This window comes from Flavobacterium sp. W20_MBD1_R3, from assembly GCF_052119725.1.
In the GTDB taxonomy this organism is placed as follows: domain Bacteria; phylum Bacteroidota; class Bacteroidia; order Flavobacteriales; family Flavobacteriaceae; genus Flavobacterium.
This window is the reverse complement of the sequence record NZ_JBGQOR010000003.1, coordinates 49,048-61,999: the sequence shown is the minus strand read 5'-3', so window position 1 is coordinate 61,999 and position 12,952 is coordinate 49,048. Positions and strand designations below refer to the sequence as shown.

The 12,952-nt window shown below is 35.3% G+C and carries 10 protein-coding genes; 6 read left to right on the top strand and 4 right to left on the bottom strand.

All coding sequences use genetic code 11. The features are described 5' to 3' along the window. Positions 1-78 precede the first annotated feature (78 nt). The 3 genes from ACEN2F_RS06190 to ACEN2F_RS06180 all read left to right on the top strand — a co-directional run bounded on the left by ACEN2F_RS06190 (position 79) and on the right by ACEN2F_RS06180 (position 2,701). Positions 79-702 carry a PASTA domain-containing protein gene (locus ACEN2F_RS06190; protein ID WP_441736971.1) on the top strand — a complete coding sequence of 208 codons (624 nt, stop codon included), beginning with the start codon at positions 79-81 and terminating at the stop codon, positions 700-702. After that, entirely contained in the window at positions 692-1,735 is a 1,044-nt protein-coding gene (locus tag ACEN2F_RS06185) for an RluA family pseudouridine synthase (protein WP_441736969.1), read from the top strand. Before ACEN2F_RS06190 ends, ACEN2F_RS06185 begins: the two co-directional genes overlap by 11 nt. 411 nt (positions 1,736-2,146) lie before the next feature. After that, positions 2,147-2,701 carry a C40 family peptidase gene (locus ACEN2F_RS06180; protein ID WP_441736967.1) on the top strand — a complete coding sequence of 185 codons (555 nt, stop codon included), beginning with the start codon at positions 2,147-2,149 and terminating at the stop codon, positions 2,699-2,701. A 66-nt stretch (positions 2,702-2,767) separates the two neighbouring features. Here the strand turns inward: ACEN2F_RS06180 and ACEN2F_RS06175 are convergent, their stop codons facing one another. Further along, positions 2,768-3,823 (bottom strand): alkaline phosphatase D family protein, encoded by a 1,056-nt coding sequence (locus tag ACEN2F_RS06175; RefSeq protein ID WP_441736964.1) that lies wholly within the window; start codon positions 3,821-3,823, stop codon positions 2,768-2,770. Positions 3,824-4,155: 332 nt separating this feature from the next. Here ACEN2F_RS06175 and ACEN2F_RS06170 point away from each other — a divergent pair, with 332 nt between their 5' ends. Beyond that, positions 4,156-6,624 carry a zinc-dependent metalloprotease gene (locus ACEN2F_RS06170; RefSeq protein WP_441736962.1) on the top strand — a complete coding sequence of 823 codons (2,469 nt, stop codon included), beginning with the start codon at positions 4,156-4,158 and terminating at the stop codon, positions 6,622-6,624. Between the two features lie 90 nt (positions 6,625-6,714). Here ACEN2F_RS06170 and ACEN2F_RS06165 read toward each other — a convergent pair whose 3' ends face one another. Continuing rightward, a complete protein-coding gene (locus tag ACEN2F_RS06165) occupies positions 6,715-8,133 on the bottom strand; it encodes an adenosine deaminase (protein ID WP_441736959.1) in 1,419 nt (472 codons plus the stop codon). Positions 8,134-8,501: 368 nt separating this feature from the next. Between ACEN2F_RS06165 and ACEN2F_RS06160 the strand changes: the two genes are divergently transcribed. Then, complete coding sequence (locus ACEN2F_RS06160) at positions 8,502-10,034, top strand: SulP family inorganic anion transporter (RefSeq protein WP_441736957.1); 1,533 nt, start codon at positions 8,502-8,504, stop codon at positions 10,032-10,034. Positions 10,035-10,171: 137 nt separating this feature from the next. On the opposite strand, the gene ACEN2F_RS06155 is transcribed toward ACEN2F_RS06160, so the two are convergent. Both ACEN2F_RS06155 and ACEN2F_RS06150 read right to left on the bottom strand, forming a co-directional pair. Next, positions 10,172-11,410, bottom strand: coding sequence for an NAD(P)/FAD-dependent oxidoreductase (locus tag ACEN2F_RS06155; RefSeq protein WP_441736954.1), 1,239 nt, complete (start codon positions 11,408-11,410; stop codon positions 10,172-10,174). A gap of 88 nt (positions 11,411-11,498) precedes the next feature. Further along, positions 11,499-12,017 carry a GNAT family N-acetyltransferase gene (locus ACEN2F_RS06150; protein WP_441736952.1) on the bottom strand — a complete coding sequence of 173 codons (519 nt, stop codon included), beginning with the start codon at positions 12,015-12,017 and terminating at the stop codon, positions 11,499-11,501. Positions 12,018-12,178: 161 nt separating this feature from the next. Between ACEN2F_RS06150 and yaaA the strand changes: the two genes are divergently transcribed. Further along, on the top strand, positions 12,179-12,937 hold the full coding sequence (gene yaaA, locus ACEN2F_RS06145; protein WP_441736950.1) for a peroxide stress protein YaaA: 759 nt from the start codon (positions 12,179-12,181) through the stop codon (positions 12,935-12,937). Positions 12,938-12,952 lie beyond the last annotated feature (15 nt).

The following is a 12,952-nucleotide window of genomic DNA, read 5'->3' as shown; positions in this document are numbered from 1 at the left end:
TTAAACGTATTCTAAACAAAATTATCATTTTTTTTGGAACGAAATAGCTTTATCTTTGCCACAAATAAAAATAATTTTATGAGTTTACGTAAGTATCTTACCAGCCGTGTTTTCTTTGTTCAAATTTTGATTGCGCTTGCCATTATTGTCGCTTTGGGTTATGCTTTTATGTATTGGTTGACTTTTACAACAGATCATGGTCATGAAATTGCAGTACCTAATTTGAGTAAATTGACAGAAGAACAAGTTGAGGAAAAGCTAGATGAGATGGATTTAGATTATGTGCTTTTGGATAGCGTTGATTACAGGGTTGATTTTCCGCAATACAGTGTGGTGGAACAAGATCCTGCGCCGGGTACGATGGTAAAAGTTGGTCGGAAAATCTATATAAAAATCAATACTTCGGGATTTTCGTCTGTGCGTATTCCGGATTTAGTAAATAAATCATACCGAGAAGCCGTACCTACACTCAAAGCTTTAGGTCTTGAAGAGGGAGAAATTACGTATGTTCCAAATCTGGGAAAAGACATGGTACTGGAAATGCGTTTTAAAGGTAGAAACCTTAAATCTGGGGATAGAGTATTAAAGTCATCCAAGATTGATCTGGTTTTAGGAGACGGAAAAATGAGTTACGAAGAAGAGCAAAGTGCTGCAGATACTCTGGCAACACCAATAGAAGAAACACCAGTTGATGAACAATAATAGTGATACAATAGATCAAGAAGAAGAGTTATTTGAACATTTCAGATTTGAAGTTCCCAAAGGCCAAGCATCCTTACGAATTGATAAATACCTGATGAGCCTTATTCAAAACGCAACTCGCAACAAAATACAAATAGCGGCAACCGAAGGGAATATTTTTGTAAACGACGCTACAGTAAAGTCTAATTACAAGGTGAAAGCGAATGATATAGTTCGTGTAATGCTGACGCATCCTCCTTATGAAAATCACATTATTCCGGAGAATATTCCCCTTGATATTGTGTACGAAGACGATGCTTTGTTATTAATCAACAAAGTGCCAGGAATGGTGGTGCATCCCGGTCATGGGAATTATACAGGAACATTAGTGCATGCGTTGGCGTATCATTTTGATAATTTGCCAATGAACAGCAGCGAACGTCCCGGATTAGTCCATCGAATTGATAAAGATACTTCTGGTTTGTTAGTTATTGCCAAAACCGAAGCAGCAATGACACATCTTGCCAAACAATTTGAAGCCAAAACTTCCGAGCGAGAGTATGTGGCTTTAGTTTGGGGAAATGTGGTAGCTGATAAGGGAACGATTGAAGGAAATTTAGCCAGACATTTGAAAGATCGCATGCAAATGGCGGTTTTTGCTGATCCAGAAATTGGTAAACCAGCTGTTACACATTACAAAGTATTAGAACGTTTTGGATATGTGACTTTGATTTCGTGCCGCTTAGAAACAGGACGAACACATCAAATTCGGGCTCACTTAAAACACATAGGACACCCTTTATTTAATGACGAGCGTTATGGCGGTCATTTGATTTTGAAAGGGACTACATTTACAAAATACAAACAATTTATAGATAACTGTTTCAAAACGTTACCACGACAAGCTTTGCATGCTAAAACATTAGGTTTTGTGCATCCTACAACCGGCGAAATGATGCGTTTTGATACCGAACTTCCACAGGATTTACAGGATTGTATCGAGAAATGGAGAGGATATTCAAAATCGCATGGTACGGACGAAGAGGAAGAATAAAAACATGAAAAAAGCTGCTTTTTGGCTTACTGGTTTGGTAACAAGTTTAAAATAGGACAAAGATAATACTGATTAAGCGGATTTAAACTGATTTTTAAGTTGTAAAGTTAAACACGAATTTCACTAATTTCCACGAATTAATTTATGGAAATTAGTGAAATTCGTGTTTAATATCTTCTCCAATATTTGTGACAGTAAGGTAGACTAGGGATTTTCTGTGGGTTGCTGTTTGTGTTATTCTATTAACGGCTATACCAAAAATTTTTATGTTCTCAATTTGTTGGTATAATTTAGTTAGATTTGTTACGTTTACCTTTAGGAGATTCTATTATCTTACTATTTCAATTTTGAAACAAAAAACACAGCCAGCTCTAATAAAAACGTAAAGGATGTCAATTTAATTTTAGCACTATGAAATTTAAAAGTATGAGCGCTGTAAAATTGACATTATTTATTGGTTTACTGCTACTTGTTTTAGGCAGTATTGCTTATGGTTCATCTAAAGCGGGTGGGTTTTCATCTCAAAAAAACGAAATTATTGTCAAAGACACACTGGTAGATTTAATTGATGATGACACGTATTTGGGAGACAAGATTGTCAATTTTGGAATGGGATTATTAGGAACACCTTATGTTGCAGCAGGCTGCAGCAAGAATGGTTTCGATTGTTCCGGATTTGTTTACTATGTCTATAATCATTTTAAAATTAAGGTTCCCCGCAGCTCGTCACAGTTTAAAAATTTTGGCAAAGAAATCCAGATTGCCAATGTGAAAAAAGGCGATATTCTGTTGTTTTTAAGTCCTACTAGAAATATTATTGGGCATATTGGTATCGTGTCAAATCCAAAAGGAATGGACAGTGATTTTATTCATTCTACCTCTGGTCGTGAAATGAAAGTGATTATTACAAGTTTAAAAAAGCCGGGATATACTCGTAGATTCGTAAAAGCAATACGTGTTTTGTAGATAAATTTTGTTGAAAATCTGTAGTTTTTTTGCTTAAAGCAAATAGTTTTTAATAAAATATATAGGTTACGATGATGATTTACTTTCTAAAATCTGCTTTTTCTTAAAACTAATTTCATCCAATCCTATCGTGTATTCCGCACGTTGATTGTCCTCGACATCCCAAATTTCCATTTTTATTTTTGGGATTTTCTTTTTCCAATCTATGGTTAGTAATCCAAAATGATTTTCCATAATTGGACCTTCAATCCTATTTTTATTGGGTGTTGCAAAATGCCAAGTGGAAGATAGTCCGCTGGATGTAAAGTCGTAAATAGGATACAATCCCGGTTCGGTAAGTTTAGAGATTTCGCCATAATGCACATCTCCCGATAAAAACAAAACGCCATTTGCTTTTGTTTTCTTGATGAGGTTTAAGAATCTTTTTTGCTCCAGCGGAAAATTAGCCCAGCCTTCATACCCGTTGTACTCAATACCAAACTGGGATCCAGAACCAATAAGGCGTAGGTCAGCTGGTTTTTGGAGTTCTGTTTCCAGCCATTTCCATTGTGAAGCGCCTAAATACGTAGAATCTGGGTTTTGCAAAGGCGCATAATCTAGTGAATAAAAATACCGCTTATCATCTTTAAATTCACCGTTATATTTCTTGTAATTATCTCTAAAAGTGCGGTTGTCTAGCAAGATAATCTGTACTTTTTTGCCTTTGGTTTCATACATATAAGAGGTGTATATTCCGTCGTGTTTTCGTCTTTCGGAAGCTGCTGGTTCTTCAAAAAACGTCAAGAACAGTTCTTTTGACGCCTCTTTTTTTGGATAATGTCTGCCTGCATCATTTTGTCCGTAATCATGATCGTCCCAAGTAGCTATGATGGGTACGTTTTTTTTCAAATTTTGGAAAGTAGGTTTAGCTGCTAATCGATCGTATTTGGCTTGCAGTATATTCATATTGTCCGTGTCGCCGTAAATATTGTCACCCAGAAATACAAATAAATCTGGTTTGTGTTTTACCACAACATCAAAAATAGGTAATGGGTTACTTTGGTTTGCACAGGATCCGAAAGCAATTTTTGAAATGTTCTTTTGCGAGAAACCCGTCCATGATACTAGGAGGAGAACTGTCAAATAGAGGGCTTTTTTAAGGATATTATTTTGAATCATAGTTGGATTTTAGTTTTTCAAATTTTTTTGGTACAAATGAAATATTATCTAAAAGAATTGTAAGTTTCTTTAAAATTAAATTCGGATTGTGATAGATTGTATCTGTAAAAAAAAAACGATTTTTCAAATGTAACAAAAAAGTGTTAGATCTAAATAATACTAAAAACCAACTTCTGAAAAAACATTTTCAAATACCTAAAACATTTGTTAATTATAAGTTAAACCAATAGATACTATGTAATTTTCAGACACTAAAATATATTTTTACTATTGATTAACCAATAAAAAACCTTTAAATGAAGAAATTTTTCATTTTAACTGCAATTGCAGCAACAATGCTAGTGCCTACAACCCAATTTGCACAATCCAAAAGAAAAAAAGATAAAAATACTAGTGTTGCACCGCCTCCTGAAAAAAAACCGGAAGCGACCATCAAGGAATATAGCAAGGTGATTACCAAAGATGCCGTTAGCGACGAAGGTTTATTTATGGTACACAAAGTTGATAAAAAATATTTCTTCGAAATCCCGAATAAATACTTGGATAAAGATATGCTTTTGGTAAGTCGTTTGGCTAAATTACCATCTAATTTAGGTGGCGGCTACATTAATGCCGGTTCTGAAACTAATGAACAATTGATTGTTTGGCAACGTTTTCAGGATAAAATTTTGATTAAATTAAAATCATTCAGTGCCATTGCCAATGACAGTTTACCCATCAGTATTTCGGTTAAATCGAATAATTATGAGCCTACTTTATTTGCATTTGATATTGTGGCTTTCAGCAAAGATTCAGCTAATACGGTTATCGATGTAACTAAATTTTATAGTACTGATGTCAAATCAATCAGCGGTTTATCAGGCGAAATAAGGGAAACGTACAAAGTAAAAGGTCTTGATGAATCTCGCAGTTTTATCAATACCATGAAAAGTTATCCAATGAATATTGAGGTAGTTCAGGATTTTACATACAACGCATCGAAGCCGCCTGTTCAGGCAGATGCAGAAACGATCAGTATCCAGATGAATCAGTCGATGATTTTATTACCTGAAAAACTAATGCAGCCCAGATTAGCTGATCCGCGAGTGGGTTGGTTTACCATGAGCCAAATTGATTATGGAAGTAATGAACTAAAATCCGACAGCAAAACCTACATTCGTCGTTGGAGATTGGAGCCTAAAGATCCTGTCGCTTACGCAAAAGGGGAACTGGTAGAACCTATCAAACCTATTGTTTATTATTTAGATCCTGCCACGCCTGAAAAATTGAGAAAGTACATTAAACAAGGAATTGAGGATTGGCAAAAGCCTTTTGAAACAGCTGGTTTTAAAAACGCAATTATTGCCAAAGATCCACCAACAAAAGAACAAGATCCTGATTTTAGCCCAGAAGATATTCGGTATTCCGTTATTCGTTATGTGGCAAGTACCACTCGTAATGCGGTTGGACCTAGTGTTTCTGATCCCAGAACAGGAGAAATTATCGAAAGTGATGTGATTTGGTACCACAACCATTTGCGTTCCTACAGAAATCGATATTTGTTAGAAACTGGAGCTGCGAATCCTTCGGCACGAACCCTAAATACCAGCGATGAGGAAATGGGTGAAATGATGCGTATGGTGATTGCTCATGAAGTGGGGCATGCACTTGGTTTTCCGCATAATATGGGAGCAAGTTGTGCTTATGATACTGAAAATTATAGAGACGGTGCTTTTACGCAAAAAAACGGAATAGCGGCGAGTTTAATGGATTATGCTCGTTTTAATTATATTGCGCAACCCGGAGACAAAGACATTCGTTTTATTCGCCAGATGGGTCCTTACGACCATTATGCTACTAATTGGGGGTATAGAGTCATTCCTGATGCTACCTCACCAGAAGTAGAAGTACCGATATTAGACAAATGGATTATGGAGAAAGCAGGAAATCCTGTTTATAAATATGGAAAACAAAGCAGTAGTTTTGACCCCACTTCGCAGACAGAGGACATTGGTAATAACGCTATGAAAGCAGGTTCGTATGGACTAAAAAATTTGCAATATGTAGCTTCTCATTTATCAGAATGGACGAGTGACGTAACTAATAAATACGAGGATTTAGAGGAGTTGTACGAAGAAATGTTGGCAGTTTGGAGTAGATATGTTGGGCATGTAGTCACAAATGTAGGGGGTGTTTATGAAACGACGAAAAAGCCAAACCAAGCAGGAAATATTTATGAAATTGTACCCAAAGTAAAACAACTAGAGGCAATGCAGTGGTTACAAGCTAACGCTTTTGCTTCTCCAACTTGGTTAGTGAATGTAAGTACATTAAAAAATATTGATTATGCGGGCTACACCGAACGTTTCCGAAATGTACAGGTTCGACATTTGAATTCGATATTGAGTTTTGAGCGCATAGGCCGCTTAATAGACGCAGAAATCATGGAAACCACGAATTATAAAGCGCTAGATTTATTGAGCGATATGCGCAAAGGAATTTGGAAAGAAGCTAATTTAACTTCAAATGTGACTATTTACAGAAGAAATTTGCAACGCGCATACATTGAAAGAATGGCTTATTTGATGAAAGAAGAAATAAAATCCGGTCGTTCTTCGGACTATTATAACGTAGGCCAATCTGATGTGAGAGGACTAGTTCGAGGGGAGTTGAATGCCTTAAGAACCACTTTGTCCGTTGCTAAAACAAGAGCTATAAATGCAGAAACAAAATACCATTATGAAGATGCTATCAAACGAATTGAGCTAATTTTAAACCCGAAATAATTAGAATGTAAATTCTATGACACACAAAAAATCCGCTTTTGTAGCGGATTTTTTGTGTTATAAAAATAAATTTTGATTGAAGTTAACTATTTATCTCAAAGGAAAATTAGCTTCGAAAGTTTTAAATCTGGAATCTAAATCTTGTAGCAATTGTTTTTTGACAGAAGCTTCTTTTATAAAACTATAATTAATGCTGTTGTACACATATTGCTTGATATCAGAATACGTAACATCTTTGTATCTTTTGGCTAACAAGACATATTGCTCGGTCATGTTTGTACGCAAAATCCCAGCATCATCCGTGCTAATAACAATTGGAACACTAAATTCTTTATATAAAGTCAATGGATGACGGTTTTCTTTCACTTTCAAAATGAATTCATTGCTGACTAAATTGATTTCGATAGGAATGGATTTCTTAGCCATATACTGCAATAAATTGTATGAATCTTGCTCGTAGGCCATATCAACTCCGTGCCCGATTCGGTTGGCTCCCGCTGTATAAACGGCTGCGTTAATGTGCCAAGTCAACTCTTCCGGTTGCACTAAACCAAGAGTCAGTTCGCCGGCATGCATTGCGTATTTTACATTTGGATACAAGGAATGGCAATATTTGAACATAACCATATGCAACCAATAATCTTTTATAGAAGTTTCGCCATCTTCCGGAGAAACAATGTTAACTCCCGCCATCAAGGGGCTTTCATCTGCTGATAGAAATGCAATAACCAGATTTTTGAATAAATCCACAGGTTCCATAAATCGCAATACAAAGTTTTGATACCGCATTGTAAATTGCTTGTCGTCAATGTTGAGGTCTTTGTGAAGCTTTGCTACAAAATTAGTATTGAAATCTTTTGCATAAGATTCAGCGCCTTTTTTTAATAAAGAAGTATGAACAGAATCTAATGATTTCAGAATTGCTTTTTCGTCTTTTTCCAAAGCTAATTTTCGTAATCTAGCATTGAATTGTTGCAAATTATCGGTATTCATATCGGTTGGAATCGTAGATAATTGTGTTTCAATATAACTGACATTCTCCGAAATGGCTCTGTTTTTAAGTTCCAATAATCCTTGTCCGAAATTCCCTTTGATGGCCGGTTCAAACTTCATAAACGATTCGAAAAACAATTTATCCGAAGGGTAATCTACATAATTATAGTCTTTTACAGACCACTTTTGCATAATTTTTTGTTTGTATGCGTCTAATGTTCCGTTATTTTCTAATGTTGAAAATAGTTGCCAGTTTCCCGTTGCTGGTTTTTCTTTTAACACGTCCATTGTTTCAATATTGAGATAAAAATCGTCTGCAATAGCGCGTTGCAAAATAGGTTCAGCGTAAATAGAACCCGAAAAATGATGATGTAAATCACCACCTTTTGGCATTTGGGAAAAGAACGCCGTTAATTTTGCTTCATTGTTTCTGATTTTTTCAAAATAGTCGTTCGTTCCTTGCGAATAACTTGAGTTTATAAGAAGAGCGAAGAATAATGTATATAATAATTTCATATTTTTAATGGTATTGATTTTATTTTGCTTGTCATTTTTTCAAAACGATTTTTGATTTTAAGTTGTTAATCTAAGCGATATTTTTGTGCTTGAATCTATTGATGTAGCATTTAAATGCTTGTTTTTTGAAAAAAAGATATAATTTTTGCCAAATTTAAGCAATTTCACTTTCGGTTTGGTGAAACAATTAAAAAGTTTTAGTTTTGCAACTCTTATGAAAAACGTTACCATTCTAATCTCTCAAGGTACTCCGCCTTGATTTACAGTCTTTAAATCGAGGGATTTTCCCAAAAAAAAGTTTATTGAATTTTTTCGATGCAGTTTCTTAATATGAAATTGTAGCGAAACTTTCTTATATTAATTATCACATGAAAAAAGTATTTAATTTATTTGATTTCTCACAACAAGTCAACTACCGAACAGAAATTTTAGCAGGCTTAACCGTGGCTATGACTATGATTCCAGAATCATTATCTTTTGCAATAGTAGCAGGTTTTCCGCCATTAATGGGCTTATATGCCTCATTTATTGCGGGATTGATTACGGCCGTTTTTGGTGGTAGACCGGGAATGATTTCTGGAGGAGCCGGAGCAACGGTAATTGTGTTGATTGCTTTGATGAATTCAAATGGATTAGAATATGTGCTTGCAGCAGTTGCTTTGGCAGGAATTTTACAAATTTTAGTAGGCCTTTTTAAACTTGGAAAATTTATCCGACTGGTACCACAGCCCGTGATGTTTGGTTTCGTTAATGGATTAGCCGTTATTATTTTTATGTCGCAATTGGAGCAATTCAAAGTTTTTGTAAATGGTAAAAGCGAATGGCTTTCTGGAACATCTTTCTTTATTATGGCAGGGTTGGTTGCCTTGACAATAGCAATTGTGGTGTTGCTGCCTAAAATTACAAAAGCAGTTCCATCTTCATTAGTTGCCATTATTGTGGTATTTGGACTGGTTTTTTTCTTTGGAATCGAGACTAAAACAGTGCGAGATATCGCTTCCGTAAGTGGCGGTTTTCCACCTTTTCATATTCCTAATATTCCTCTTAACCTGCAAACGCTACAAATAATATTTCCTTATGCCTTAATCATGGCTTCTGTAGGACTCACAGAAGGACTATTGACCTTAAATTTAGTTGATGAGATAACCGAAACAAAAGGCAAAGGAAATAAAGAGTGTATCGCCCAAGGAAGTGCTAATATTTTGAATGGTTTTTTCTTCGGGATGGGCGGCTGTCCTATGATTGCGCAAACATTAGTCAATCTTTCAGCAGGTTCCAGAGCGCGATTATCTGGTATCATAGCTGCACTAACCATACTTGTTATTATTTTATTTGGTGCTCCAATAATTGAACAGTTGCCTATGGCAGCTCTGGTTGGTGTCATGATTATGGTAGCAATTGGAACATTTGAATGGGCGAGTTTCAGAATCATCAATAAAATGCCAAAACACGATATTTTCGTAGGGATTTTAGTGGCGCTAATTACAATCGTCTTACATAATTTAGCTTTAGCAGTATTAATTGGAGTCATCATTTCGGCTTTAGTTTTTTCTTGGGAAAGCGCTAAGAGAATTCGAGCTAAAAAATATGAAGATGACAAAGGGGTCAAACATTATGAAATATATGGTCCGTTATTTTTTGCTTCAACAACCGCTTTTTTAGAAAAATTTGATGTTTCGAATGATCCTAATGAGGTTATTATTGATTTTAAAGAAAGTAAAATAGCAGATATGAGTGCTATTGATGCCGTAAATAAAATTACAGAACGCTATGCGAAAGTCAGTAAAACGGTTCATTTGCGACATTTAAGCGAAGATTGTAAATTGTTACTGAAAAATGCAGATAGCGTAATTGACGTGAATATTCTAGAAGATCCTACGTATAAAGTAGTGATTGACTAATTATTTAATTTTAGGGAATAAAGAAAATTGCCACGAATTATACCAATCTTCGAAAATTAATTCGTAATGATTGGTGTAATTCGTGGCAAATTAATTTATGGTTGTAATTTTCGGATTCACATTCGAAAAATAACGACCTATATTTTCATTGCTTCTGCTGCTAATCGACCTGTTTTGAGAGCAGCATTAATAGAACCATTGAGTAAGTTGTCGCCACAAATGAATAGCGTATCTGATATTTTTATTTCCGAAACCGCAATCTTATTTTGCACACTTTCCTGATTTGGCAAAGCATATTCAATGCGATATGCCTTCAGCATTTTCCAGAATTTTACTTTTTCACCGTACCAAAGTTTTAATTCTTGTTTCATGTTTTCGGCCAAAGTTGCGTCATCAATAGTTGGGATTCCATTGTAGGAAATTGAAATTAGTACTTTTCCCTCTGGCGCATAGGCTTTAGAAACATTGGAGACCACAGTCATATTATTCACCCATTTTTTATTGGTAGCCGCATTTAAAACTACAACTGCTTTGTTTGTAGGTGCTTCATTGGCTTCAAAATAGATATTGGTTACCTGACGCGAGGTCATTTTTTGTTTAGGAAAGAATTTCTGAGTCAATGCATTCGCGGTCGTTGCCAAAAGGATTTGGTTAGCCTCAAAAACGGTTCCATCTTGTGTTGTTACTGTGTTTTTAGCAATATCAGTGACTTTAGTATTGCATTGAATACTGCCTTTAGGAAGCATAGCTACTAATTGTTTTGGAATTTCCTCCATTCCTAATGCAGGAACTGCTACATCACCATCTGAAAACATTTTCATTACAAAATCGAACATTCTGCTGGAAGTTTGCAGTTCGTTTTCCAAAAAAATTCCGGAAAGGAAAGGCGCATAAAAACGTTGAATCATTTTTGGACTAAAACCATAATCAGTAAGCTGCTGGCGAGTCGTTTTTTCAGGTTGTTCGAAAATTTGGTCAATCGTTATTTTTTGCAGTTTGTTTTTTAACCAAAGGGTATTTATTTTATCTTTTAAAGTCCCTACGGGAGCAAATAGTGTAGCAAAAGCAGCAGAAGGTCTTCGGAATGGATCTGCTATTTCAAACTGGCCTCCGTCATAAAGTACGGTTGCTCCGGGTAACATTTTTTTTAGTTTTAAATCTTTGTAATTGAGTAATGCTTTAGTTTCTGGATAAGCCGTCAAAAGCACTTGGAACCCTCTATCTAAAAGAAATCCTTCATGGGAATCAGTTTTTATTCTTCCGCCCGCGCGATCACTGGCTTCCAGAAGGAGAACTTTTCGTCCTTGGCGGTGCAAATGAACAGCTGCAGCTAATCCGGCCAGACCTGCGCCAACAATAATCACATCTTGTTTCATAATTTTTGATAAAGTTTAGTACAAAAATAAGCCAAATGAGGTTCTAGAATGGCTTATGAGAGTGACAATTTAGAGTTATGTAGTTTTATTATATGTGGAGTTGCATCAGTAAATCAGTTTGCTTGTCCTTTCCTAAGGTAAAAACGTGTTTGTCAAAAACAACAAATTCATTTTTTGTGTAAAACCGAAGCACACGATGGTTTTCTTCCCAAACGCCAAGCCAAATAACGGCAACACCTGTACTTTGCGCAATTACTTTAGCTTTATCAAGTAACAGCTGTCCAATGTTTTTTCCATGAAAGGATTGTACAACATAAATTCGGTGTATTTCTAAAGCATTTTCGTTGATAGTTTCGGTTTGAGCATCACCAAAATTTATTTTCAAGTATCCAACCGCTTCTGAATTTGAATAGGCTACATAAAACTGAGAATCAGCCCTATTTAATTCTGTTGTTATTTGTTCCGTATTGAAACTTTCATTGATATAATTGGTAATGTTTTCAGGTGTATTTACAGCGGCAAATGTTTCTTTAAAAGTTTGGATACTGATCTTTTGGATTGTTTCCAGATCTGATGCTGATGCTTTTTTTATTTCAATTGGGTTCATCTTTATTTGTTGTGGTTTTATAATTCAAAAATAATTAAATTGGAGAACAATTTTCAGTATCTATTCTATTATTATATAAATCAATTTAAAGAACCATGATTTCTTGTTTTCAATTAGTACTTTTGAAGAATTAATAAAAAGCGCTCGAAAGAGTATTGTGTATGAAAATTGTAATATCCCCAGCTAAATCTTTAAATTTTGATAAACAGCTGCCCATTGATCTATTCACAGAATCTTCCTTTTTAAAGGAATCGCGGCAAGTTCACAAAGTTTTAAAGGAAAAAAAGCCGGCTGATTTATCAGATTTAATGAGTATTTCAGATAAATTGGCTGACTTGAATTGGAAACGAAATCAAGATTGGAAAACCCCTTTTTCGACTCTAAATGCACGTCCGGCAGTTTTTACTTTTGATGGTGATGTTTACATTGGATTAGACGCTTATTCGATTCCAGAAAAAAAAATGGAAGATTTGCAAGATCGATTGAGGATTCTGTCTGGTTTGTATGGATTATTAAAACCGTTAGACTTGATTCAGGCATACCGACTAGAGATGGGAACCAAATTACCCATTGGCGAAAGCAAAAATCTATATGAATTTTGGAAACCAATCGTTACAAAAGCGTTGAACAAAGAGCTTAAAGAAGGCGAATTGTTTGTTAATTTAGCTAGTACTGAATATTTTTCGGCGATTGATATCAAGGCGTTGAAGGTTCCAGTAATTACGCCAGAATTCAAAGATTACAAAAATGGAAAATTAAAAATCATTAGTTTCTTTGCCAAGAAAGCCCGCGGAATGATGGTGCGCTATATTATTGATACCGATGCTCAAACGATTGATGATTTAAAAGGATTCAATTACGATGGCTATCAATTTGATACTAATTTATCTGAAGGAAATCATTTGGTCTATACTAGATAGCGCAACGACATTATT